Source organism: Enterobacter sp. SCRI0065, from assembly GCF_059766475.1.
The window spans coordinates 1099419-1122814 of record NZ_JCBAJB010000001.1 but is presented as its reverse complement, the minus strand read 5'-3'; the positions used below and the strand labels follow the sequence as shown (position 1 = coordinate 1122814).

26 protein-coding genes are annotated in these 23396 nt (G+C 51.1%); 17 read left to right on the top strand and 9 right to left on the bottom strand.

Annotated features, from left to right (window positions below; all coding sequences use genetic code 11):
* The 5 genes from rsxG to gstA all read left to right on the top strand — a co-directional run bounded on the left by rsxG (position 1) and on the right by gstA (position 4771).
* Positions 1-621, top strand: a complete 621-nt coding sequence (rsxG, locus tag AC6EMZ_RS05500) for an electron transport complex subunit RsxG (protein WP_498401394.1) — start codon at positions 1-3, stop codon at positions 619-621.
* A gap of 2 nt (positions 622-623) precedes the next feature.
* Positions 624-1310: an electron transport complex subunit E gene (locus tag AC6EMZ_RS05495; protein WP_498401393.1), complete on the top strand. Its 687-nt coding sequence runs from the start codon at positions 624-626 to the stop codon at positions 1308-1310.
* The gene (nth, locus tag AC6EMZ_RS05490; RefSeq protein ID WP_498401392.1) at positions 1307-1942 is read left to right on the top strand and encodes an endonuclease III; all 636 of its coding nucleotides are present in this window, start codon (positions 1307-1309) and stop codon (positions 1940-1942) included. The genes AC6EMZ_RS05495 and nth overlap by 4 nt, the downstream gene beginning before the upstream one ends.
* A 605-nt stretch (positions 1943-2547) precedes the next feature.
* A complete protein-coding gene (dtpA, locus tag AC6EMZ_RS05485; RefSeq protein ID WP_498401391.1) occupies positions 2548-4056 on the top strand; it encodes a dipeptide/tripeptide permease DtpA in 1509 nt (502 codons plus the stop codon).
* Between the two features lie 109 nt (positions 4057-4165).
* Positions 4166-4771, top strand: coding sequence for a glutathione transferase GstA (gene gstA / locus AC6EMZ_RS05480; RefSeq protein ID WP_498401390.1), 606 nt, complete (start codon positions 4166-4168; stop codon positions 4769-4771).
* 57 nt (positions 4772-4828) lie between these two features.
* Here the strand turns inward: gstA and tyrS are convergent, their stop codons facing one another.
* The 4 genes from tyrS to anmK form a co-directional block, all read right to left on the bottom strand.
* Entirely contained in the window at positions 4829-6103 is a 1275-nt protein-coding gene (tyrS, locus tag AC6EMZ_RS05475) for a tyrosine--tRNA ligase (protein WP_498401389.1), read from the bottom strand.
* A 124-nt stretch (positions 6104-6227) separates the two neighbouring features.
* A complete protein-coding gene (gene pdxH, locus AC6EMZ_RS05470) occupies positions 6228-6884 on the bottom strand; it encodes a pyridoxamine 5'-phosphate oxidase (protein ID WP_498401388.1) in 657 nt (218 codons plus the stop codon).
* A 57-nt stretch (positions 6885-6941) separates the two neighbouring features.
* Positions 6942-7265 carry a C-type lysozyme inhibitor gene (gene mliC / locus AC6EMZ_RS05465; RefSeq protein WP_498401387.1) on the bottom strand — a complete coding sequence of 108 codons (324 nt, stop codon included), beginning with the start codon at positions 7263-7265 and terminating at the stop codon, positions 6942-6944.
* 95 nt (positions 7266-7360) lie between these two features.
* Entirely contained in the window at positions 7361-8485 is a 1125-nt protein-coding gene (gene anmK / locus AC6EMZ_RS05460) for an anhydro-N-acetylmuramic acid kinase (RefSeq protein WP_498401386.1), read from the bottom strand.
* Between the two features lie 254 nt (positions 8486-8739).
* On the opposite strand from anmK, the gene slyB reads away from it, so the two are divergent.
* Both slyB and AC6EMZ_RS05450 read left to right on the top strand, forming a co-directional pair.
* A complete protein-coding gene (gene slyB / locus AC6EMZ_RS05455) occupies positions 8740-9207 on the top strand; it encodes an outer membrane lipoprotein SlyB (protein ID WP_498401385.1) in 468 nt (155 codons plus the stop codon).
* A 207-nt stretch (positions 9208-9414) separates the two neighbouring features.
* Complete coding sequence (locus tag AC6EMZ_RS05450) at positions 9415-10776, top strand: MASE4 domain-containing protein (protein WP_498401384.1); 1362 nt, start codon at positions 9415-9417, stop codon at positions 10774-10776.
* A 35-nt stretch (positions 10777-10811) separates the two neighbouring features.
* Here the strand turns inward: AC6EMZ_RS05450 and slyA are convergent, their stop codons facing one another.
* Positions 10812-11252 carry a transcriptional regulator SlyA gene (slyA, locus tag AC6EMZ_RS05445; protein ID WP_498401383.1) on the bottom strand — a complete coding sequence of 147 codons (441 nt, stop codon included), beginning with the start codon at positions 11250-11252 and terminating at the stop codon, positions 10812-10814.
* A gap of 186 nt (positions 11253-11438) precedes the next feature.
* On the opposite strand from slyA, the gene AC6EMZ_RS05440 reads away from it, so the two are divergent.
* The 3 genes from AC6EMZ_RS05440 to AC6EMZ_RS05430 are packed head-to-tail and all read left to right on the top strand — an operon-like array spanning position 11439 to position 14571.
* Positions 11439-11675 (top strand): DUF1656 domain-containing protein, encoded by a 237-nt coding sequence (locus AC6EMZ_RS05440; protein ID WP_498401382.1) that lies wholly within the window; start codon positions 11439-11441, stop codon positions 11673-11675.
* A 2-nt stretch (positions 11676-11677) separates the two neighbouring features.
* Positions 11678-12538 carry an efflux RND transporter periplasmic adaptor subunit gene (locus tag AC6EMZ_RS05435; RefSeq protein ID WP_498401381.1) on the top strand — a complete coding sequence of 287 codons (861 nt, stop codon included), beginning with the start codon at positions 11678-11680 and terminating at the stop codon, positions 12536-12538.
* A complete protein-coding gene (locus AC6EMZ_RS05430) occupies positions 12538-14571 on the top strand; it encodes an FUSC family protein (protein WP_498401380.1) in 2034 nt (677 codons plus the stop codon). The genes AC6EMZ_RS05435 and AC6EMZ_RS05430 overlap by 1 nt, the downstream gene beginning before the upstream one ends.
* On the opposite strand, the gene sodC is transcribed toward AC6EMZ_RS05430, so the two are convergent.
* From sodC to AC6EMZ_RS05415, 3 genes are all read right to left on the bottom strand, one after another.
* A complete protein-coding gene (gene sodC, locus AC6EMZ_RS05425; protein WP_498401379.1) occupies positions 14550-15068 on the bottom strand; it encodes a superoxide dismutase [Cu-Zn] SodC in 519 nt (172 codons plus the stop codon). The genes AC6EMZ_RS05430 and sodC overlap by 22 nt on opposite strands.
* Positions 15069-15149: 81 nt before the next feature.
* Entirely contained in the window at positions 15150-16046 is an 897-nt protein-coding gene (locus AC6EMZ_RS05420) for an aldo/keto reductase (protein ID WP_498401378.1), read from the bottom strand.
* 48 nt (positions 16047-16094) lie between these two features.
* Complete coding sequence (locus AC6EMZ_RS05415) at positions 16095-16334, bottom strand: DUF1289 domain-containing protein (RefSeq protein WP_498401377.1); 240 nt, start codon at positions 16332-16334, stop codon at positions 16095-16097.
* Positions 16335-16479: 145 nt separating this feature from the next.
* Between AC6EMZ_RS05415 and eptA the strand changes: the two genes are divergently transcribed.
* The 5 genes from eptA to rnt all read left to right on the top strand — a co-directional run bounded on the left by eptA (position 16480) and on the right by rnt (position 21155).
* Positions 16480-18111: a phosphoethanolamine transferase EptA gene (gene eptA, locus AC6EMZ_RS05410; protein WP_498401376.1), complete on the top strand. Its 1632-nt coding sequence runs from the start codon at positions 16480-16482 to the stop codon at positions 18109-18111.
* A gap of 38 nt (positions 18112-18149) precedes the next feature.
* The gene (locus tag AC6EMZ_RS05405; RefSeq protein WP_498401374.1) at positions 18150-18749 is read left to right on the top strand and encodes a TetR/AcrR family transcriptional regulator; all 600 of its coding nucleotides are present in this window, start codon (positions 18150-18152) and stop codon (positions 18747-18749) included.
* Positions 18750-18802: 53 nt separating this feature from the next.
* Complete coding sequence (locus AC6EMZ_RS05400; RefSeq protein ID WP_498401373.1) at positions 18803-19900, top strand: alkene reductase; 1098 nt, start codon at positions 18803-18805, stop codon at positions 19898-19900.
* Positions 19901-19999: 99 nt separating this feature from the next.
* Entirely contained in the window at positions 20000-20407 is a 408-nt protein-coding gene (gloA, locus tag AC6EMZ_RS05395; protein WP_498401372.1) for a lactoylglutathione lyase, read from the top strand.
* Positions 20408-20504: 97 nt separating this feature from the next.
* Positions 20505-21155 (top strand): ribonuclease T, encoded by a 651-nt coding sequence (rnt, locus tag AC6EMZ_RS05390; protein ID WP_498401371.1) that lies wholly within the window; start codon positions 20505-20507, stop codon positions 21153-21155.
* A gap of 47 nt (positions 21156-21202) precedes the next feature.
* Here the strand turns inward: rnt and grxD are convergent, their stop codons facing one another.
* Positions 21203-21550 carry a monothiol glutaredoxin 4 gene (gene grxD / locus AC6EMZ_RS05385; RefSeq protein WP_498401370.1) on the bottom strand — a complete coding sequence of 116 codons (348 nt, stop codon included), beginning with the start codon at positions 21548-21550 and terminating at the stop codon, positions 21203-21205.
* Between the two features lie 338 nt (positions 21551-21888).
* Here grxD and AC6EMZ_RS05380 point away from each other — a divergent pair, with 338 nt between their 5' ends.
* Both AC6EMZ_RS05380 and sodB read left to right on the top strand, forming a co-directional pair.
* Positions 21889-22659 carry a C40 family peptidase gene (locus AC6EMZ_RS05380; protein ID WP_498401369.1) on the top strand — a complete coding sequence of 257 codons (771 nt, stop codon included), beginning with the start codon at positions 21889-21891 and terminating at the stop codon, positions 22657-22659.
* Positions 22660-22780: 121 nt separating this feature from the next.
* Positions 22781-23362 carry a superoxide dismutase [Fe] gene (gene sodB / locus AC6EMZ_RS05375; RefSeq protein WP_498401368.1) on the top strand — a complete coding sequence of 194 codons (582 nt, stop codon included), beginning with the start codon at positions 22781-22783 and terminating at the stop codon, positions 23360-23362.
* Positions 23363-23396 lie beyond the last annotated feature (34 nt).

Genomic DNA, 23396 nt, shown 5'->3' with positions numbered 1-23396 from the left:
ATGTTGAAAACAATGCAAAAACACGGCGTAACGCTGGCGATTTTCGCCGCAGTCCTGACAGGACTGACTGCGCTGGTAAATGAACTGACCAAATCAACCATTGATGAGCAAGCGGCTAAGCAGCAAAAGGCGCTTTTTGATCAGGTTATCCCATCGGACCTTTACGATAATAATTTGCAAGAAAGCTGTTTTGTCGTTCAGGCGCCACAGTTGGGCAAAGGCGATCATCGTATTTTTATCGCGCGTAAGGGCAATACCGCCGTTGGCGCAGTGATGGAAGCCACCGCGCCAGACGGCTACTCCGGCGCAATTCAACTGCTGGTTGGCACTGATTTTTCCGGAACAGTGCTGGGTACGCGCGTCACTGAGCATCGCGAAACGCCGGGTCTTGGCGATAAAATAGAAGTTCGCCTGAGCGACTGGATTTTACACTTTGCTGGAAAAGTCATTCACGGCGAAGACGACGCGGCCTTTGCGGTCAAAAAAGATGGCGGGGAGTTCGACCAGTTTACCGGTGCGACAATCACCCCACGCGCGGTGGTCAATGCCGTAAAACGTGCCGGATTGTATGCTGAAACGCTGCCGGCACAACTCGACACACTTCCGGCCTGTGAGGAGTAATGATGAGCCAGGTTAAAGACGTTATTGTTCAGGGGCTGTGGAAGAACAACTCCGCGCTGGTGCAGTTGCTGGGGATGTGTCCGCTGCTGGCGGTGACGTCAACCGCCACCAACGCACTGGGTCTTGGTCTTGCCACCACGCTGGTTCTGACCCTGACAAACTTGTCTATTTCCGCGCTGCGCCGCTGGACGCCGTCGGAAATCCGCATCCCTATTTACGTCATGATTATCGCCTCGGTGGTGAGCATCGTGCAGATGCTGATCAACGCCTACGCCTTTGGTCTGTATCAGTCGCTCGGGATCTTTATCCCACTGATCGTAACCAACTGTATTGTCGTGGGCCGCGCCGAAGCTTTTGCGGTGAAAAACGACCCACTGATCTCCGCGCTGGACGGCTTTGCTATCGGTATGGGGGCGACCTGTGCCATGTTCGTGCTGGGTTCTCTACGTGAAATTCTCGGTAATGGTACGCTGTTTGATGGCGCAGATGCCCTACTCGGAGGCTGGGCAAAAGTGTTACGCATCGAGGTTTTCCATACCGATACGCCGTTTTTGTTAGCCATGCTGCCCCCCGGCGCATTTATTGGCCTTGGCATGATGCTGGCGGTAAAATACCTCATTGATGAGAAACGCAAGCGCCGCGCTGCCGAGCGTACCGTGCAGGATGGGATGCCAGAGAAAGCCTCATGAACAAAGAAAAACGCCTCGAAATTTTGACCCGTCTACGTGATAACAACCCTCACCCAACGACGGAGCTGAATTTTAACTCTCCATTTGAGCTGCTTATTGCGGTGCTGCTTTCGGCTCAAGCCACCGACGTCAGCGTAAACAAAGCGACGGCCAAACTCTATCCGATAGCCAACACGCCGCAGTCGATGCTGGAATTAGGCGTCGATGGCGTTAAGTCCTATATCAAAACTATCGGTCTGTTTAACAGCAAAGCTGAGAACGTCATCAAAACCTGCCGTATGCTGTTAGAGTTGCATAACGGTGAAGTCCCGGAAGACAGAGCCGCGCTGGAAGCCCTACCCGGCGTGGGGCGTAAAACGGCGAACGTAGTGCTGAATACTGCCTTTGGATGGCCGACAATCGCCGTGGATACGCATATTTTTCGCGTATCTAACCGGACACACTTTGCACCGGGTAAAAACGTTGAACAGGTTGAAGAGCGACTGCTAAAAGTCGTTCCTGCTGAGTTTAAAGTCGACTGCCATCACTGGCTGATCCTGCATGGAAGATATACCTGTATTGCGCGAAAACCGCGCTGCGGTTCGTGCATCATTGAAGACTTATGCGAGTTCAAAGATAAAACCGACCTCTAGTTTCCCTGCCCACCGCCTCCTTTCCCGTTCTTTTTGAAGGTGTATCTGTAACACCTTCTTTTGACCATTATTTATCCGCAACAACCCGCTTCTTAAGGGGTGATTATTCGGTAACCCATCGACTGAACAGGTTAATAGTTTTTTCGTCAGCGAAAATTTCTATACATTTGTGATAGAGATCACTCTGATAACGCGATGTTGAAATATTGTTGTCAAAACCCTTCCAACACCTTGCGCGCACAAGCATTTATCGAACGGTGGCGACACATTAAACCACTCTATTTTAGGATCATAGGCTATATCACTACCACAAAGAGCATGTAGCAGAACATATCGCCAAACAGGGTATTGCACGGACACTTAGCAGTGAAAAAAACCATCATTTCACCCGTTGTGAGATTTAACGCTAAATAACATTTAAATGTTCCGAGCATTATACCAGCATGGATATATGTAACAGATTATTACAAACGTATTGCCAGAAGGCCCAGGATAGTGAACATTACCCGCCGTTTCCCCTCCCAATATAACTATAAGGCGTATGGGCTCCGGCCATTGCGCTATGAACACCCCCGTTAATATGGGATGTAAAAAAAGAGGTATAAGTGTCTACTGCAAACCAAAAACCAACAGATGAAAGCATCAGTATGAATGCTTTCAAACAACCTAAAGCGTTCTATCTCATCTTCTCAATCGAGTTATGGGAACGCTTTGGTTATTACGGCCTGCAAGGGATTATGGCTGTTTACCTGGTTAAACAACTGGGTATGTCCGAAGCGGATTCCATTACGCTGTTCTCCTCTTTTAGTGCACTGGTCTACGGTCTGGTCGCTGTTGGCGGCTGGCTGGGTGATAAAGTTCTGGGTACCAAACGCGTTATCATGCTTGGTGCTATCGTTCTGGCGATTGGTTATGCACTGGTCGCGTGGTCGGGTCATGATGCTGGCGTTGTTTACATGGGTATGGCAACCATCGCTGTAGGTAACGGGCTGTTCAAAGCAAACCCGTCGTCTCTGCTGTCTACCTGCTACAACAAAGATGACCCGCGTCTGGACGGTGCTTTCACCATGTACTACATGTCGGTGAATATCGGTTCATTCTTCTCTATGCTGGCCACCCCATGGTTGGCCGCGAAATTCGGCTGGAGCGTCGCGTTCTCGCTCTCCGTCGTAGGTATGCTGATTACCGTAGTCAACTTTGCTTTCTGTAAGAAGTGGGTTAAAGATTACGGTTCCAAACCTGACTTCGAACCTGTTCACATCGGTAAGCTGCTGGCAACTATCGTTGGCGTCGTGATTCTTGCGGCGGCGGCTACCTGGCTGCTGCACAACCAGGGCGTTGCTCGTGCCGTTCTGGGCCTGGTTGCACTGGGCATCATCTGCATCTTCGCTAAAGAAGCGTTTGCTATGCATGGCGCAGCGCGTCGCAAGATGATTGTGGCCTTCATTCTGATGTTGCAGGCGATTGTCTTCTTCGTGCTGTACAGCCAGATGCCAACGTCTCTGAACTTCTTCGCCATTCGTAACGTTGAGCACTCTATCCTGGGTCTCGCGTTTGAACCGGAGCAGTATCAGGCGCTGAACCCGTTCTGGATCATGATTGGTAGCCCAATTCTGGCCGCTATCTATAACAAGATGGGCGACCGTCTGCCAATGCCACACAAATTTGCTATCGGTATGGTGCTGTGCTCAGGCGCATTCCTCGTCCTGCCGCTGGGTGCTAAATTTGCAACTGACGCCGGTATCGTCTCCGTTAACTGGCTGATTCTGAGCTACGCGCTGCAGTCTATCGGCGAGCTGATGATCTCCGGTCTGGGTCTGGCGATGGTTGCACAGCTGGTTCCACAGCGCCTGATGGGCTTTATCATGGGTAGCTGGTTCCTGACGACTGCGGGTGCTGCACTTATCGCGGGTAAGATTGCAAACCTGATGGCTGTTCCAGAAAACGTGACCGATCCATTGGTCTCGCTGGAAGTGTACGGTCGCGTATTCATGCAAATCGGTATTGCTACCGCGGTTATCGCTGTCCTGATGCTGCTGACTGCACCGAAACTGAATCGTATGACTCAGGACGACGACAACGATGTTAAGGCGACAGATACCGCCACTGCATAATTGTTATCGGGAAACGACTGAAGAGAAGCCGCTAACTGTGCGTTAGTGGCTTTTTTTTTATCCTGCGCCGCACTAACATAATCAGAACCTCAGCAAAAAGGAGTTACCGATGAAACTGTTCTACAAACCGGGCGCCTGCTCTCTGGCTTGTCATATCACGCTGCGTGAAAGCGGCAAAGATTTTACGCTGGATAGCGTAGATTTGATGAAAAAACGTCTGGAGAACGGCGAAGACTTTTTCGCTATCAACCCGAAAGGACAGGTTCCGGCCCTGGTATTAGACGACGCGACGTTGCTTACGGAAGGCGTGGCAATCATGCAGTACCTTGCTGACTCTGTACCCGATCGCCAGCTGCTGGCACCTACTGGCAGCATATCGCGTTACAAGACGCTGGAATGGCTCAACTACATTGCCACTGAACTGCACAAAGGCTTTACGCCACTGTTCCGTCCGGATACGCCTGAAGAGTACAAGCCGACCGTTCGTGCGCTGCTTGAGAAAAAGCTGCAGTACATTAACGAGTCGCTGAAAGATGACCAATGGATTTGCGGTCAGCGTTTCACTATTGCGGATGCCTATCTGTTTACCGTGCTGCGCTGGGCGCGTGCGGTTAAACTGAATATGGAAGGGTTGAGCCATATAGAATCCTATATGGAACGCGTCGCCGCACGCCCTGCGGTTGCGGCATCGCTTAAGGCAGAAAACCTGAGCTAAGCACAGGCCTGAAAAAAAGGGCGTGGTATCCCACGCCCCTTCACACTTTTGTTTTGATTACTTCCAGCAGATAAGGCAGTAATTCTTTTTACCGCGACGCAGCAGCGTGTATCGGCCAAACAGGCGATCGCCGTCAACGAAGGTGTACTCCGGATCGGACTGTTTTTCACCATTGATGGTGATGGCGTTAGACGCGATAGTCTTACGTGCCTGACCGCGAGACGGTTGCAGCTCGGAATCTACCAGCGCTTGCATCAGGTCAGCACCCTTTTCCATCTCAACCATCGGCACGCCATCCTGGGCTAACTGTTCAAAGTCCGCTTCACTCAGATCGCTCAGTGTACCGTTGAACAGACTCGCCGTAATGCGTTTCGCCGCAGCCAGACCCTCTTCACCGTGTACCAGTTTAGTGACCATATCGGCCAGCACGTACTGCGCACGTGGTGCTTTACCGCTGTTTTTGTCTTCTTCTTCCAGGGCGTTGATTTCTTCAATGTCCATGAAGGTGAAGAATTTCAGGAAGCGATAGACGTCGGCATCCGCGGTGTTAATCCAGAACTGGTAGAATTTGTACGGGCTGGTCTTTTTAGGATCAAGCCATACCGCGCCGCCTTCGGTTTTACCGAATTTGGTGCCATCCGCTTTGGTGATCAATGGGACGGTCAGGCCGAAGACCTGATTCTGATGCAGACGACGGGTCAAATCGATACCGGAAGTGATGTTACCCCACTGGTCAGATCCCCCAATCTGCAGCGCCACACCGTGCAGTTCATTCAAACAGGCAAAGTCATAACCCTGGAGCAGGTTATAAGAAAACTCGGTAAAGGAGATGCCCTGATCGTCACGGTTCAGACGCTGCTTCACCGCTTCTTTGTTGATCATCTGATTGACGGAGAAGTGCTTACCGATGTCACGCAGGAAGGTCAGCACGTTCATGCCACCAAACCAGTCGTAGTTATTCGCAGCAATGGCTGAGTTTTCGCCACAATCGAAGTCGAGGAACGGCGCAACCTGCTTGCGAATCTTGTCCACCCACTCCTGCACGGTATCTTCCGTATTCAGTTTACGCTCGGCGGCTTTAAAGCTTGGGTCACCAATCAGACCGGTCGCACCACCCACCAGCGCGACAGGCTTGTGACCCATCTCCTGGAAGCGTTTCAGGCATAACAAGGGAACAAGATGCCCCAAATGCAAGCTGTCAGCGGTGGGATCGAAGCCGCAATAAAGCGCGATCGGGCCTTGCGCCAGTCGCTCTGATAACGCTTCTTCGTCCGTCACCTGGGCCACAAGGCCCCGCTCTTGCAATTGTTTAATCAAGTTACTGCTTGCCATCAAATTCTCCATGTATAAACGACTGCACCTCTGTCGGTACACGACTTTTCGCCAGTGCGAAAGGTACATAGAATAAAGGGCTGACACCGGTAGCGCCAGCGCTTAACACAACAAATTTCGGGGATTAGGGAGCTAGCCGGTCGATTTTCCACGCGTCGTTGTCGCGCTGGTATAAAAAGCGGTCATGTAGACGGTGTTCGCCGCCCTGCCAGAATTCCATCTGTTCGATTGGAATACGGAATCCGCCCCAGAAGCTGGGAAGCGGGACTTCGCCCTGCTGGAATTTTTGCTTAAGCTCGAGGAATTTGCTCTCAAGAATACCGCGCGCAGAAATGCGACTTGATTGTTTAGACACCCACGCGCCAATTTGGCTGTCACGTGGACGACTATGGAAATACTTGAGCACTTCCAGCGTGGAGAGACGTTCAACCTTGCCGGTCACCATCACCTGACGTTCCAGCATGTGCCAGGGAAACAACAGGCTGATGCGCGGATTTTTCTCAAGATGATGCGCCTTACGGCTGCCAAGGTTGGTGTAAAACACCAGTCCTTTTTCGTCGTAATGCTTGAGCAGGACAATGCGTTGGAATGGCTGACCATTCTCATCAACCGTCGCGACAACCATCGCCGTTGGGTCGGCTAATTTTGCTTCACAGGCCTGTTTCAGCCAGCGTTCAAAAAGCACCAGCGGTTCTGCAGGAAGATCCTGGCGACGCAGGCCGCCTTTGGTGTATTCACGGCGCAGATGCGCGATTTGCTGCAATTCATCGTTATCTGACATGACGTTAGCTGAGATTAAGATTGGGTGACGCTATTGTGCGCCGCCCCTTTGAAAATCTCAACGCTTCGGATTCTGTAGCTCGCAATTGTTCAACACTATGCTGTCGCGCTTGTACACCGTCGCGCTGTCACCTTTTGACCAGAAAACATAGATACCGTCGGTGTAGCGAGTGCCAGACGCAGATATCCCTTGTTGCAGGGTTATCAGTTTATTGTCGTAAACAAAGCTGGCTTCCTGACGCGGATTATTCAACTTAACGGTCAGCGGCTTTTCATCGCAACGATATTCCAGCGCATCGGTCTGCATACGCTCAACAAACTGGTTGTAGTAGCTACAGCCTGTCAGCAAGAGAGGGACAAAAGTAAGAAGAAGTTTTTTCATGGGTCTGTTCCGAAGACTATCCTGGTCCTGGAGGGCGACACTGCCCTCCTGTATTCCTTTAGATAGTAACGTCCAGACCCGACGTTGAATTTCAGTTAACTCTGATTATGCCGAGGATTTGCCGGAAAAATGGCACCGATAACGCTGGCTTCACGCGCACCGGTTACAGACGGTAAATTACCCGGTAATCCTGCAACCGTCCGCCAGGCAAGCCACGCAAAAGCCAACGCTTCCATATCGTCGCCGCTAATCCCGGCTTCATCAGTGGTTGCCACCTCAATACCTGGCAGCAAACCGGCCAAACGCGCCATCACCAGCGGGTTGCGGCTTCCGCCACCGCACACCAGCAGCCGCTCACACCCGCCACTTAACAAAACTTGCTCAGAGATGGTTATCGCAGTCAACTCCGCCAGCGTCGCCTGTACATCCTGAGGGGCCAGCGCCGGGAATTGCCCTAATTGGCGCTCAAGCCAGCCCACGTTAAAATACTCGCGCCCGGTACTCTTTGGCGCGGGTGCCGCAAAATAGGGATCGCTGAGCATGGACTGCAACAGTGGAATAATGACTTTCCCCTCGCTCGCCCACTGCGCATCTTTATCATAAGGTTTGCCGCACTGACGCCAGATCCAGGCATCCATCAGCATATTCCCCGGCCCGGTATCGAATCCACGCACCGGTTGACCAGGAATAAGCATGGATAAGTTCGCAATCCCACCAATATTCAAAACCATTCGTCGCTCAAGCGGATGGGCCAACAGCGCCTGATGAAAGGCTGGCACGAGCGGTGCGCCCTGTCCACCCAACGCTATGTCGCGACGGCGGAAATCGCCAACGACCGTGACACCGGTTTTAGCCACGATCTGATTATTGTCGCCAATTTGTAGAGTATGCGGTGCGTCGCCGGTTGGCTCATGCCATACGGTCTGACCATGACAACCAATCGCTACCACGTCCTGAGGTAAGAGATGTTCTTGATCCATTAGCGCTTGCACCGCATCGGCGAAAAGCGCGCCAAGCTGGACATCCAGTCGTCCAAACTGCGACAGCGTGAGCTGCTGTCCCTGACAAATGCCAAGAATAGCGTCTTTCAGCTCGACAGGAATCGGCCAAACCAGACTCGCCTGCTGTGCCACCATATTTTCATCAATGGCGGCAAGGACCACATCGACTCCATCAAGACTGGTGCCGGACATCACACCTATGTAGCGACCCGATTTCATGCGCTTTCCTTAAGTTGCGTGGGCTATTAGCAATCACTCCATCATAAACAGATACGCATTGCTATGACGCGATAATATTTTTTAACAATGTCAGAGGCGTAACAGACATTCCCGTTTGTTTATGTCTCGTTAAGTTAAATTCAAGTACAATTTTCCTATTGTTAGTGCAAAGATATGATCTATGGCGGTCTATGCCATATAATTTAGCCATACGGATGCTCAGATTGAGCGTTTTGCGTAAACAGGAGATTCAAATGATTTTACGTGTACTGGGCGTTTCGCTGATTGGATTGACGCTGGCTGGCTGTGTAAATAACGACTCACTTTCCGGCGACGTTTATACGGCTTCTGAAGCCAAACAAGTTCAAAACGTCACTTACGGTACCATTGTTAACGCCCGCCCGGTTCAAATCCAGGGTGGTGATGACAACAACGTGATCGGCGCAATTGGCGGTGCAGTACTGGGCGGCTTCCTGGGTAACACCGTTGGCGGTGGCTCCGGTCGTTCTCTGGCAACCGCAGCAGGCGCTGTAGCCGGTGGCGTTGCCGGTCAGGGTGTTCAGGGTGCCGTGAACAAAACCCAGGGCGTGGAGCTTGAGATTCGTAAAGACGACGGCAACACCATCATGGTTGTTCAGAAACAGGGTAGCACCCGCTTCTCAGCCGGTCAGCGTGTTGTGCTGGCAAGCAACGGTAGCCAGGTAACTGTTTCACCTCGTTAATATTCTTAATAATGTGGCCCCTCTTGTAGGGGCCACATTACTTCATTTAATTATAAGTTTTGTGATTGTTTTTTCATTTCGCATTCATCACGCCAATCATTAATAATATTTAAGTTTGTTCCCGCGCAAAGTATTTTATTCGCAAAGCCTGTATTCTACGTAATCACCCTTTCCTTTTTAATAACTGATTAATTATTAAAAACACTTATGATTTTGATGCGTCGCCCCCTGGTTAACCGGTATCTTTACTTTTGCCTGACCTGCTTGATTTTCTACTGGTTTTCACACACGCTATTGACAAAAATAGTGGTGTTTGCGCCTGCCTTCTCGCCAATATTATTCCCAACGCTCACCACTTTTTTACTCGTATTTCAGCTATTTATTGCCTGCTTTATGGCAATGAAATACTGGTGTGACAGAAGGCGGTTGTATTTGCTGGCTATTGCGTTTGCCTTTGTAGGCTCTACGGTCCTGATGGTCGGCACGCTCAACTGCTTCCCGGCGTGGCTTACATTAGATGGTATTAACGTCATTAAATACAACGATGCAATGATTTTTTACATGATGCGCAACATCATGATTGCATTATTGATAACGCTTGCAGCGGTGTTATATACGGTTCGTCATCACCCATTAAGCCGAATGACACAAAACCTTATCATTGGCGGATTATTTATATTCACGCTCGTTATGATCGTTCTCGCATGGCTCTACTCAAGTCACAGCATGCTGCTGACGCTTGATCTTGTCGATAATGAATCCAGACAATTTATGGTGCTGTGGAGCCAGGTAATCAATATTATTCTGATTATCCTGTGGGTGATGACATTAATAACGCTGCTGGTCATTACGCGTCTGCGTAACCTTTTTTGGGTAAGCGGAAGTTTCTTGTGCGTCTGCTATATCATTACTTTAGTGACGCTTTTGTCTTCCGATTCTGTTGAAGGATTTGCATGGTACAGCTCTCGTCTATTTGAAACTCTGTCCACGCTACTGCTCATCCTCACCTTACTTTACGACGTTTTTAGCCTGTATCGCGAATCTCACCAGAAATACCAGCAGTCTTATCAAAATTCGATTCGTGACGCGCTAACGCGCCTTTACAATCGCAGCTATTTTTACGAGACACTTAACCATGTGTTAAGCACGACGTCCGCGAATAAACCCGTTTCGGTGATTGTTAGCGATCTCGACTACTTCAAGCGAATTAACGATAACTACGGGCATCTTCAGGGCGATAAAGTACTGCAATTTGTTGCCAATCTACTGATGGATTCAGTTCGCCCGCAGGATATCGCCGCGCGCATTGGCGGTGAGGAATTTGTCTTACTGCTTGTGAACACCCCATCTGAAGCCGCAGGACAGGTGGCCGAGCGTATTCGGGTTAGTCTGAGTGAATTTAATCGTGACACTACCGACGGACAGTTACCGGAACCCATCACCATCAGCATGGGCGTGTTTACCGCCATGTCGTCAGACGTAAGCGCAGAAGAGTGTGTTGAACGTGCGGACAAAGCGATGTATCAGGCAAAAGAGACGGGACGAAATCGCGTCGTTATCTATCAGTAAAAAAAGCCTTGCGGGTGCAAGGCTTGTTTATGGCGTTAGTCGCGCGACTGTAACTCACTGATATTATGCTCAAGACGAGCTATCATGCCAATAAGCTGCTCGAGCTCCGCAGGGGAAATGCCAGACAGGATCTCTCCTCGCGTCTTGCTGATAACGGCTTCCATCTCGGTAATGATGGGTGCTGCCTTCTCCGTGAGCTTGATACGTTTTGCGCGGCGATCGCTGGCGCAGGTTTGACGGGATATGAGCCCCTTCTCTTCTAACTGATCGAGCGTGCGCACCAGAGAGGGCTGCTCAATACCGATCGCTTTTGCCAGTTGAATCTGCGACTGGTCGGGCGGTAGCTGATGGATGTTATGCAGCGTAACCCAATGCGTCTGCGTCAATTCCAGAGGTTTCAGGCGATGGTCAATCAGAGCACGCCAGACGCGTACCAACCTTGCCAGATCAGAACCTAGTGGCGATTCCAATTTCATCTCCTTATAATTAGCTTGCTAAGTTATTATGCTGATTTTAGACTAGTGTGCAGTATTTATAATGTCAAAACAAATGCAATACTGCATTCACTGGTATTCAAACTTTGATTTACACTTAATCCAGACACTTCATCGTGTTAAGGCAAGCCATCGTGACCCACTCTCCACTGCAAAGGATCTCTGCTCGTGAAGTTTCCGAATAGCGCCACGGGGTTTCCCCTTCAGGACCTGATTGTCGGTGCATCAGTCTATTTTCCTCCCCTGTTCAAGGCGGTCATGCTGGGCTTTCTGATCTGGCTCGTCGCGCATCGCTTGCTCCGCGACTGGATGTATTCCGGCGAGGTCTGGCATCCGATGCTGATGGATCTTTCTTTGTTTACTCTTTCCGTGTGCCTTGGCCTGGTTTTACTGATCGCGTGGTGAATATGTCGCTTAAAACGATTAAATACTTTTCTACACTCGTCGTGTTTGCACTGGCGCTGATTGCCGGCTGGTGGCTGTGGAATTTTTACATGCAATCCCCCTGGACGCGCGACGGTAAAATTCGCGCTGAACAGGTCAGCATCACGCCGCAAGTCTCCGGTAGCATCACCGCCCTTCTTATTAAAGATAATCAGTTCGTTAAAGAAGGTGATGTTTTATTTCGCATTGACGATACGCCTTTTCATATCGCCTTACTCAATGCCCAGGCTCAGCTTGCGAAAGCGCAGTCGGATCTGGCAAAAGCGAATAACGAAGCAAACCGCCGCCGCCATCTTTCTCAAAACTACATTTCTGCGGAAGATTTGGATACCGCCAATATTAATGTGAAGGCTATGCAGGCAGGCGTCGAGGTGGCAGAAGCCACGCTCAAGCAGGCTCAGTGGCAGTTGACGCAAACCGTGGTCAAAGCCCCGGTTGACGGTTGGGTGACCAATCTTTCGACCCGAACGGGAAATTACGCCACCACTGGACAACCCATTTTCGCCCTGGTGGATAGCCACTCTTTCTACGTTGTCGGCTATTTCGAAGAGACCAAACTGCGTCATATTCAGGTGGGCGCTCCTGCGCAAATCACGCTCTACAGTGGTTCTAAAAGGTTACAGGGTCACGTATCCAGTATTGGACGCGCTATTTACGACCAAAGCGTTGAAACGGATTCAGGACTGGTACCGGATATAAAGCCTAACGTCCCGTGGGTACGCCTGGCGCAACGGGTCCCGGTTCGGGTCGAGTTTGACAACCTGCCTGACAATATTACCCTCGTCTCTGGCACGACCTGCACCGTCTCAATCGGACCGCGCTGATGAATTTGCCTGCTGTCTCCTGGCGCAATGTGCCCTGGTTCAAAGCGACGCGAGCGCAGTGGCGTTATGCCCTGCGCAACGGCATCGCAATGTGCCTTGCCCTTACGGTGGCTTATTATCTGAATCTGGATGAGCCTTACTGGGCCATGACGTCGGCCGCGGTGGTGAGTTTCCCGACCGTTGGCGGCGTTATCAGTAAAAGTCTGGGACGTATAGCAGGGAGCCTTCTTGGGGCGACGGCGGCATTAATGATTGCCGGGCATACGCTTAACGATCCCTGGCTGTTTTTACTTAGCATGGCCGCGTGGCTCGGGTTTTGTACCTGGGCCTGCGCGCATTTCACCAATAATGTGGCTTACGCCTTTCAGCTCGCGGGCTATACCGCTGCGATCATTGCCTTCCCGGTCGTCAACATCCTCGATACTACCGAGCTTTGGGATATTGCTCAGGCGCGGGTATGCGAAGTGATTATCGGTATCCTCTGCGGCGGCGTGATGATGATGATTTTGCCGAGCACCTCAGATGGCACCACGCTCATCTCGGCCTTAAAAACCATGCATACGCGCCTGCTGGAACACGCCAGCCTGCTCTGGCAGCCGGATACGAACGACGCCATTCGTCTGGCTCACGAAAAAGTCATCGGGCAAATTTTAACGATGAACCTGCTGCGTATTCAGGCTTTCTGGAGCCACTATCGTTTTCGTCGTCAAAACAACCTGCTGAATTATCTGCTTCATCAGCAACTGAGGATGACCAGTGCTATCTCAAGCCTGCGCAGGATGCTGCTTAACTGGCCAAACCCGCCGGAACATACCCGAACGGTAATCGAAAATCTGCTCGCTGCGTTGGCGCGCCCTCAGACCGATCTCTACACGGTAGCCCGCATCATCGCCCCGCTGGCTCCTGAAGATGAATTTGACTATCGCCACCGCGCCTTCTGGCTACGCCTGCAGTATTTTTGCCGTTTATATCTTCGCAGCAGTCGCTGGATAAGAGCGGTTGAGAATGCCACGCCCATTACTGAATTTACCGTTCCGCATAGCCCGGCGCTGGCAAGACATACCGATAATCTTGAAGCCGTATGGAGTGGTTTTCGCACTTTCTGCGCGCTGATGCTGGTTGGCGCATGGAGTATTACCACGCAGTGGGAGTCGGGCTCAGCAGCATTAACGCTGGCAGCCATCAGTTGCGTACTCTATTCCGTCGTCGCGTCACCTTATCACTCCCTGACATTATTGCTTCGCACGCTGATTCTGCTTTCACTGTTTAGTTTTGTGGTGAAATTCGGGCTGATGGTGCAGATAACCGATCTTTGGCAGTTTCTGCTATTCCTTTTCCCGCTGCTCACCACCATGCAGTTGCTGAAGTTACAGATGCCGAAGCTGGCTGGATTATGGGGACAGCTGATAGTCTTTATGGGTTCGTTTATCTCCGTGACAAACCCGCCCGTGTACGACTTTGCTGATTTCCTGAACGACAATCTGGCGAAAATAGTGGGTGTGGGGCTGGCCTGGTTAGCCTTTGCCGTGCTTCGCCCAGGCTCCGACGCGCGAAAAAGCCGTCGTCATATACGCGAACTGCGCCGGGGATTTGTCGATCAGCTCAGTCGAAAGCCTCACCTGCGAGAAGATGAATACGAATCGCTGGTTTATCACCATGTCAGCCAGTTGAACAACAGTCAGGACTCGCTTTCTCGCCGCTGGCTGCTGCGCTGGGGGGTTGTGTTGCTGAATTGCTCGCATGTTGTCTGGCAGCTTCGCGTATGGCAAACGCGTTCAGATCCGCTTTCGCAGGTGCGTGATGTGTGTATTGCGTTACTGAGAAATGTGATGAGCGAACGCGGCGTTCAGCAGCGTTCGCTTGAGGTCACGCTGAATGAACTCCAGCGGATTTGCGATACCCTCGCGCGCCATCACCTCCCGGCCGCGCGCGATTTAGCCTCGATTATCTGGCGCTTGCACTGTTCGCTCTCTCAGCTAGAACAAGCGCCACCGCCGGGTACGATTACCGATCAGATAACGCCACACGCATAACGCGCGCCTCCGCCACCCAGTGGTTTAGGCTGGTCGGACAAATTATCGCCTCCGACATGGACCATCAGCGCTTTGCCTTTCACTTCTGCCAACTTTTTCAGACGCGGCGCGACGACAGGTTCCGTGGCTTTGCCATCGTTATTAACCACCAGCACGGGAAGATCACCGGTATGACCCATACCTTCCGGGCCTTCATGCTTACCGGTTTTATGCGGGTCTAAATGGCCGCCCGCAGCTTCAGCTGCCGATGCTTTGCCCTCTTTCAACGCAGGCTGACAGCTACCCTTTGCGTGGACATGAAAACCATGTTCGCCGGGAGGAAGAGCTTTGAGATGAGGAGTAAATTCCAGTCCTTTATCGGTTTCAGTGATGCTCACGGTCCCGATGGACTGACCTATCCCCTGAGAGGTGACGAGGTTCATTTCTACTTCGTCGCTGGCTGCCTGCGCACCTGCGCAAACAACCAGCGTGACTATTGCCAGAGCAAAACGCTTCATTTGACCTCCGCTGGTTATTTTTTGCCCATTAAGTTTATACCAGGGACAGAGATTTCACCGGAAAGTCAGCTGAAAGCGCGATTATGGCACGTCGTAACCCAGTGCGGCTTTACGAATACGGAACCATTGCTGGCGGGTCATCTGCAATTCTTCTGCGGCAATCGCAGACCGAACGCGCTCGATTTTCCCGGAGCCAATAATGGGCAGCGGTTTTGACGGCAACCGCATTATCCACGCGTACACCACCTGCTCAATGCTCTCGGCATTAAGCTCTCGTGCCACGGTTTGCAGTTCATCACGTAATGGCTGGAAAGCATCATCATTGAACAGACGACCACCGCCGAGGCAAGACCATGCCATAGGGCGAATGCGCAACTGCTGCAGCTGATCGAGCGTACCATCAAGCAGTAGCGGTTGATGAACAGGCGAGATCTCAACCTGATTGGTTGCCAGGGTAAACGGCAGGCGGGACTGTAATAGCGCAAACTGCGCCGGCGTAAAGTTAGAAACACCAAAGTGGCGCACTTTTCCGCTCTGATGCAGGCTTAAGAACGCTTCGGCAACATCGTCGGCATCCATCAGCGGATCGGGTCGATGGATCAAAAGCAGGTCAAGACGATCGGTGGCAAGATTGACCAGCGACTGCTCAGCACTTTTGATGATGTGGCTGCTGTCGGTAATGTAATGTCCGAGGGCATGTTCTGGATTGGCCGTGGTGGCAATTCCGCACTTGGTGACGATCTCCAGGCGCTCGCGCAGCGCGGGAGCAAGCTTCATCGCCTCACCGAACGCGGCTTCGCAAAGGTAACCGCCGTAGATATCGGCATGGTCGACCGTGGTGATACCGAGATCCAGATGTTCCTCAATAAAACTCACCAGCTGGCGCGGGGACATATTCCAGTCCATTAAGCGCCAGTAACCCATAACAAAACGTGAAAACTCTGGGCCCTGTGGCGCAAGGGCAATACGCTGAACCATAACAATTTCCTCAAGGAAGTGATGTTATGAGTATACGCATTTGCACCGCTAAAACAGTGAAGGTTGCTGCGGTTCTTCGGTTTCAGCCGCTCTGTTCGCGCGTAATTTACGCAATAAGCGCTGCTTACACAGGCGAATGACATCCTGCTTTTGCGTGTCGCTCATATTTTGCCAGTTAAAACGCTCATCCCGGCTTCTGAAACAGCCACGACAGAAACCGCGCTCATCAGACTGGCAAATACCCCGGCACGGGCTCTGGATGGGGAAAAACTCCAGTTGCTCTGCCACATATACCTCCAGAAACCGAATCTCATCTACAGTGAAGACGCTAAACACCCTGCGCGCAAGGGATATAGCACACAAATGTGTCATTAAGGTTTCACTAATCTTCACTCCCTATACTCGCCACATTACCAAAATTAACGGTTATTTGATGATGCGGTCTTTTAAAAAGTTACAATGTAACGATATTTATTTTACGCTGGGATGTGCTCTCTTCTTCACGGTATTGAACGCTCTGTTTATTCAACGTAGTTGGGCAATCATTTCACCCAATCATTTTCACGACTTGCTTTTTGCGGCATCGGTTCCACTGGTATTGTTTTGTGGCTGGGTGATTATATTTAGCCTGCTCAATATCCCGCTGCTGCGAAAGCCACTGTTTATTCTGTTAACCATGGGATGTGCCGGTGCAACATACTTTATGTACACCTATGGCGCGGTTATCGATCAGAATATGCTGGTTAACGTCTTCGAAACCAATTCTCAGGAAGCCACTGCGCTGGTCACCCCGCAAATGCTGCTGTGGATTGCGATCGCGGGGATCATTCCCTCTATTGTACTGCTGCTGGTTCGGGTTCGTTCCGGAACCTGGTGGCACACGCTTCTCCTGCGGTTCGCCGCCATTCTGGGCGCGTTACTGGTGATTATTCTGGTCGCGTCTGTTTTCTATAAAGATTACGCATCGCTGTTTCGTAATAACAAAAGCATTGTCAAAATGGTAACGCCTGCGAACTACGTCAGCGCGCTTATGAAATACAGTAAAGCCCGCTGGTTTGCAGGCGATCAAACGCTGATTCGCATGGGTGAAGATGCCCATAAGGGGCCGGTTATTTTGGGCCAGAATAAGAAAACCGTTCTGGTGTTGGTGGTTGGCGAAGCCTCCCGAGCGGCTAACTATTCGCTTAACGGATATTCACGCGAAACGAATCCTCAGTTGCAAAAACAGGACATGATTAACTTTCCACAGGCGTCGTCATGCGGCACGGAAACTGCCGTTTCGCTTCCCTGCATGTTCTCCGGTATGCCGCGTAAAAAATACGATGCCGATCTCGCGCGCCATCAGGAAGGTCTGCTTGATGTGCTGGCGCACGCTGGGGTTAACCTTTTGTGGCGAGAAAATGACGGTGGCTGTAAAGGAGCCTGCAATCGTATCCCGCACACCGATATGACGCAGTGGAACCTCAACCAGTACTGTAAAGACAAGTCTTGTATTGATGAGGTCAATCTCCATCGTCTCGATAATGTGCTGGATGGGCTAAAGCAAGATTCCGTGCTGGTTATTCACCTGATGGGCAGCCACGGGCCGGCCTATTATCAGCGCTATCCGCAGGAATATCGTAAATTTACCCCGACTTGCGATACCAACCAGATTCAAGATTGTACCCATCAGGCGCTCATCAACACTTATGACAACACCGTTCTTTATACGGATAGCGTGGTGAGTAAAACGATTGATGCGCTCAAGGCCCGTGAGGCCACCATGAACACCGCGCTTATCTATCTTTCCGACCACGGTGAATCACTGGGCGAGAACGGACTTTATTTGCACGGGACGCCTTATATGCTGGCACCAGAACAGCAGACGCATATTCCGTTTATGTTCTGGCTATCCCCAGATTATGTGAAAAACTATCGCGTCAACGCGTCGTGCCTGCAAAATCAAGCGGCGAAAACAGCGGTCTCGCAGGATAATTTATACTCCACCGTACTGGGCATGATGAATGTGAAATCAACAGTTTATCAACCTGAGATGGATATATTAACGACATGTCGTTCATCATGACGCTTGCATTAGACCGACTGGTCTATTAGAGTGTCGACATGAGCAGAAACACAGAACACGATACACGCGAACATCTTCTGGCGACCGGCGAGCATCTTTGTATGCATCGCGGGTTTACCGGCATGGGCCTGAGCGAACTATTAAAAACCGCTGAGGTCCCTAAGGGTTCGTTTTATCATTACTTTCGCTCCAAAGAGGCCTTTGGTGTGGCAATGCTGGAGCGGCACTATGCCAGTTACCACCAGCGCCTCGCGATCCACTTTGCCAGCGGCGAAGGAAGCTACCGGGATCGTGTTCTCAATTACTATCAGGAAACGCTGAGACAGTTTTGCCAACAGGGCATCATCAGCGGTTGCCTGACCGTTAAACTGTCTGCCGAAGTGTGCGATTTGTCTGAAGATATGCGCACCGCGATGGACAAGGGGGCGAGTGGCGTCATTGCCTTGCTGGCCCAGGCGCTGGATGAAGGCCGAGCTGAACACACGCTGACCTTCAACGGCGATTCGCTCACTCAGGCGCAGGTTCTCTATGCGCTCTGGTTAGGAGCCAATCTGCAAGCCAAAATCTCTCGCAGCGCGGTACCGCTTGAAAGCGCACTGACGCATGTGAAGAACAGTATTACGACGCCTGGCGTTTAACAGGCGTTTTTATTTATTTAATCACTAGACGACCGGTCTACTCAGGAGTCACGATGTCCGCAGAACAATTATTTACCCCACTGAAAATCGGTGCGGTTACTGCACCCAACCGCGTATTGATGGCCCCCCTCACCCGTCTGCGCAGCATTGAGCCTGGTGATATCCCAACACCGTTAATGGGCGAATACTATCGTCAGCGCGCAAGCTCTGGCCTGATTATCTCTGAGGCTACTCAGATTTCCGCCCAGGCAAAAGGTTACGCTGGCGCGCCGGGTCTGCACAGCCAGGAACAAATCGCGGCGTGGAAAAAAATCACTGCCGGTGTACATGCTGAAGACGGCCGCATTGCGGTACAGCTGTGGCACACCGGTCGTATCTCCCATCACAGCATTCAGCCCGGCGGCGAAGCGCCTGTTTCTGCATCCGCTCTGAATGCAGGAACGCGCACCTCTTTACGTGATGAGAATGGCCACGCGATTCGCGTGGACACTTCCACACCACGTGCGTTGGAATTGAACGAAATTCCTGGCATTGTGAACGATTTCCGTCAGGCGGTTGCCAATGCACGTGAAGCAGGCTTCGACCTGGTTGAGCTGCACTCAGCCCATGGCTATCTGCTGCACCAGTTCCTCTCACCGTCCTCTAACCAACGTACAGACCAGTATGGCGGCAGCGTAGAAAACCGCGCACGCCTGGTACTGGAAGTGGTTGATGCAGTTTGTCAGGAGTGGAGCCCGGATCGTATTGGTATTCGTGTATCACCGATCGGATCTTTCCAGAACGTTGATAACGGCCCGAACGAAGAAGCCGATGCACTGTATCTGATTGAAGAACTGGCCAAGCGCGGCATTGCCTATCTGCACATGTCCGAACCTGACTGGGCGGGCGGTGCGCCGTATTCTGATGCGTTCCGTGAGAAAGTACGTGCACGTTTCCAGGGTGTGATCATCGGTGCGGGTGCTTATACCCCAGAGAAAGCAGAAGACTTGATCAGCAAAGGTTTGATCGACGCGGTTGCGTTTGGTCGTGATTACATTGCCAATCCAGATCTCGTTGCTCGTCTGGAACGCAAAACGGTGCTGAATCCACAGCGTCCTGAAAGCTTCTACGGCGGCGGCGCTGAAGGTTACACAGACTACCCTTCCTTATAATCCCTTCTTTGCTCATTGATAGCGGCGATGATTCGCCGCTATACTAAAACATCGTTTCTGTTCAAAAAGATAAGCCATTGAGTTGGTTAAGAGGAAATTATGCGCCTACTTCACACCATGCTGCGCGTTGGCGACCTGCAACGTTCTATCGATTTCTACACTAACGTTTTGGGTATGCAGCTTCTGCGAACCAGCGAAAATCCAGAATACAAATATTCTCTGGCGTTCGTTGGTTACGGCCCGGAAAGTCAGGAAGCGGTTATCGAACTGACCTACAACTGGGATGTTGATAGCTACGAACTGGGTACCGCGTATGGCCATATCGCACTCGAAGTGGATAATGCCGCTGATGCGTGCGAACGCATTCGCAGTAATGGCGGCAACGTCACGCGCGAAGCCGGCCCGGTTAAAGGCGGCTCCACCGTAATCGCCTTCGTTGAAGATCCCGATGGCTACAAAATCGAGCTGATCGAAGCCAAAGACGCGGGTCGCGGTCTGGGCAATTAATCCCTCCGGGCGCGTCATGCGCCCGTTGTTTTACTGCATCCCCTCTCAAAATTTGCCATAATACGCTCTGCTTTTTTTCCCCTTGTAAGAGACCCTGATGTCCGATAACGCTCAACTTACCGGTCTGTGCGACCGTTTTCGTGGTTTTTATCCTGTTGTTATTGATGTTGAAACGGCAGGATTTAACGCTAAAACCGATGCGCTGCTTGAGATTGCCGCCATCACGCTGAAAATGGATGAACAGGGCTGGCTTACACCGGACACCACGCTGCATTTCCATGTTGACCCTTTTGAAGGTGCCAATCTTCAACCTGAAGCGCTTGCCTTTAACGGTATCGATCCGAACAACCCGCTGCGCGGCGCGGTCAGTGAATATGACGCTCTGCACGCCATCTTTAAAATGGTGCGCAAAGGAATGAAGGACAGCAATTGCAATCGCGCGATCATGGTGGCCCATAATGCGACCTTCGATCACAGCTTTGTGATGGCGGCGTCAGAACGCGCGTCGCTGAAACGCAATCCGTTCCACCCCTTCGTCACCTTTGATACTGCGGCATTAAGCGGACTGGCACTGGGACAAACGGTATTGTCAAAAGCCTGCATCACTGCCGGTATAGAATTTGATGGTACGCAAGCCCACTCGGCGCTGTACGATACTGAACGCACCGCGGAATTATTCTGTGAAATTGTTAACCGCTGGAAGCGACTGGGTGGTTGGCCGCTGCCCATTGGCGAGAGCGAGGAATAAAAAAAGCGACCAGATACTGGTCGCTTTTTTTGTCTGAGGCAAAGCACTTATTCAGCGTCTGGCTCTTCAGATTTATACTTTGCAGCGGTTTCTTTGATCAACTGCTGCAGTTCACCGCGCTGATACATTTCAATCAGAATGTCGCAACCGCCAACCAGTTCACCGTCAACCCACAGTTGTGGGAAGGTCGGCCAGTTGGCGTATTTTGGCATTTCAGCACGAATATCTGGGTTCTGCAGGATATCAACGTAAGCAAAACGCTCACCGCATGCGGAGAGAGCCTGAACCGCTTGTGCAGAGAAGCCACAGCTTGGCAGCTTCGGGGAACCTTTCATGTACAGGAGAATCGGGTTTTCAGCGACCTGTTGCTGGATTTTTTCTATAGTAGTGCTCATGTTTTGCTTCCTTATACTTCTGTTACGGCAATCGTCTGACATTGTAGCGGTTCAGACTGATATCGGAAAATAACATTTTCGTTACGTCTTATTATTTTATCGCGTGTCGGCATAAGTTGCATTGCTAATGTAGCTTAGCCCTGTTTTGTCCGTGGTTTTGTTTATCGTGTGAGCAAAAGCGCTTCAGTTTGGTGAAATTATTTGCACTTGCTCGCGAAACCCCATTTTAGATTGAAAAAGAGTCTTAACTTCTCGCCGTTAGATAGATTAGAATCGACAGGCTTTGTAAATCACACGCAGGTATTATTGATGGCCTGCTTCAACCAGGGGACTGCCCAGTGGCGCGGATAAATAAATTCTCGATCACGCTCTGTGCTTTACTGTTTACAACACTCTCATTCACGCCGTTGGCTAGCGCCTCCGAACAGGCGCGGCATTCGGCTGTACAAAAATCTCATCTGGCGAAAACCACAGAACCTAAGAAAAAAAGCGCCAGCAAGAAAGAAAAGAAAAAAACACCGACTCACAAGCAGCAAACCGTCTCAAAAAAATCCAGCAAACCTGCTACAAAAACCACTCGTAAAACATCGCACACCGCCTCTAGCACTCTGAAAGAAAAATGCACCGTTCGTAAAGGCCATAAATCAAACTGCCTCAAGGTCAGCAAAACGGCGAAGCTTTCCGAAGTGCATAAAGTCCGCGTGCAGAAAGCGCAAAAAACAGCGATGAATAAACTGATGGGCCAAATTGGCAAGCCTTACCATTGGGGTGGCACATCACCGCGTACCGGCTTTGATTGCAGCGGTCTGGTTTATTACGCTTATAAAGATCTGGTTAAATTCCGAATCCCTCGCACCGCAAATGAAATGTACCACTTGCGCGATGCCGCCTCAGTCAACCGTGGTGAGCTGGAAAGCGGCGATCTGGTCTTCTTCCGTACGCAGGGTCGCGGCACTGCCGATCACGTTGGCGTTTATGTCGGCAACGGAAAATTCATCCAGTCCCCGCGTAGTGGACAAGATATCCAGATTACCTCTCTCAGCGAAGATTACTGGGTTCGCCATTACGTTGGTGCCCGCCGCGTGATGACCCCTAAAACCATTCGCTAATCCCTGCCCTGCCGCACTGTCGGCAGGGTAAGTTCCTCTTTTGCATGCCCTTTCAATTTGCTACTCTACCCTTGCATTTTATATGGTTATTAATGCGCCAAATATAATAAGGAGAGAAGCAATGTCGTTCGAATTACCTGCATTACCGTATGCAAAAGACGCCCTGGCCCCGCACATTTCGGCGGAGACCCTGGAATACCATTACGGCAAACATCATCAGACGTATGTCACTAATCTAAACAACCTGATCAAAGACACCGATTTCCAGGGCAAAACGCTGGAAGAGATCGTACGTACTTCAGAGGCGGGCATTTTTAATAACGCCGCTCAGGTGTGGAACCATACGTTTTACTGGCACTGCCTGGCACCAAATGCCGGTGGCGAACCCACTGGCGAACTGGCGACAGCCATTAACGCAGCATTTGGCAGCTTTGCTGATTTTAAAGCGAAGTTTACCGACGCGGCGATTAAGAACTTTGGTTCTGGCTGGACGTGGCTGGTGAAAGAAGCTGATGGCAAACTGGCTATCGTTTCGACTTCAAACGCGGGCACCCCGCTCACCACCACTGCTACACCGCTGATGACCGTTGATGTGTGGGAACACGCTTATTACATCGACTACCGTAACGCACGCCCTAACTACCTTGAGCACTTCTGGGCTCTGGTAAACTGGGAATTTGTGGCGAAAAACTTCGCGGCATAAAAAGACACGCAGAAGGTTAACCCTTCTGCGTTTT

Coding starts and splice junctions, on each gene's coding strand:
- AC6EMZ_RS05435 (WP_498401381.1), top strand. CDS start 11,678: ATGTCGCTTAAAACGATTAAATACTTTTCTACACTCGTCGTGTTTGCA.
- rnt (WP_498401371.1), top strand. CDS start 20,505: ATGTCCGATAACGCTCAACTTACCGGTCTGTGCGACCGTTTTCGTGGT.
- nth (WP_498401392.1), top strand. CDS start 1,307: ATGAACAAAGAAAAACGCCTCGAAATTTTGACCCGTCTACGTGATAAC.
- gloA (WP_498401372.1), top strand. CDS start 20,000: ATGCGCCTACTTCACACCATGCTGCGCGTTGGCGACCTGCAACGTTCT.
- slyB (WP_498401385.1), top strand. CDS start 8,740: ATGATTTTACGTGTACTGGGCGTTTCGCTGATTGGATTGACGCTGGCT.
- sodC (WP_498401379.1), bottom strand. CDS start 15,068: ATGAAGCGTTTTGCTCTGGCAATAGTCACGCTGGTTGTTTGCGCAGGT.
- sodB (WP_498401368.1), top strand. CDS start 22,781: ATGTCGTTCGAATTACCTGCATTACCGTATGCAAAAGACGCCCTGGCC.
- AC6EMZ_RS05405 (WP_498401374.1), top strand. CDS start 18,150: ATGAGCAGAAACACAGAACACGATACACGCGAACATCTTCTGGCGACC.
- AC6EMZ_RS05495 (WP_498401393.1), top strand. CDS start 624: ATGAGCCAGGTTAAAGACGTTATTGTTCAGGGGCTGTGGAAGAACAAC.
- rsxG (WP_498401394.1), top strand. CDS start 1: ATGTTGAAAACAATGCAAAAACACGGCGTAACGCTGGCGATTTTCGCC.
- mliC (WP_498401387.1), bottom strand. CDS start 7,265: ATGAAAAAACTTCTTCTTACTTTTGTCCCTCTCTTGCTGACAGGCTGT.
- tyrS (WP_498401389.1), bottom strand. CDS start 6,103: ATGGCAAGCAGTAACTTGATTAAACAATTGCAAGAGCGGGGCCTTGTG.
- eptA (WP_498401376.1), top strand. CDS start 16,480: ATGATGCGGTCTTTTAAAAAGTTACAATGTAACGATATTTATTTTACG.
- gstA (WP_498401390.1), top strand. CDS start 4,166: ATGAAACTGTTCTACAAACCGGGCGCCTGCTCTCTGGCTTGTCATATC.
- grxD (WP_498401370.1), bottom strand. CDS start 21,550: ATGAGCACTACTATAGAAAAAATCCAGCAACAGGTCGCTGAAAACCCG.
- slyA (WP_498401383.1), bottom strand. CDS start 11,252: ATGAAATTGGAATCGCCACTAGGTTCTGATCTGGCAAGGTTGGTACGC.
- AC6EMZ_RS05400 (WP_498401373.1), top strand. CDS start 18,803: ATGTCCGCAGAACAATTATTTACCCCACTGAAAATCGGTGCGGTTACT.
- AC6EMZ_RS05430 (WP_498401380.1), top strand. CDS start 12,538: ATGAATTTGCCTGCTGTCTCCTGGCGCAATGTGCCCTGGTTCAAAGCG.
- AC6EMZ_RS05420 (WP_498401378.1), bottom strand. CDS start 16,046: ATGGTTCAGCGTATTGCCCTTGCGCCACAGGGCCCAGAGTTTTCACGT.
- anmK (WP_498401386.1), bottom strand. CDS start 8,485: ATGAAATCGGGTCGCTACATAGGTGTGATGTCCGGCACCAGTCTTGAT.
- pdxH (WP_498401388.1), bottom strand. CDS start 6,884: ATGTCAGATAACGATGAATTGCAGCAAATCGCGCATCTGCGCCGTGAA.
- AC6EMZ_RS05450 (WP_498401384.1), top strand. CDS start 9,415: ATGATTTTGATGCGTCGCCCCCTGGTTAACCGGTATCTTTACTTTTGC.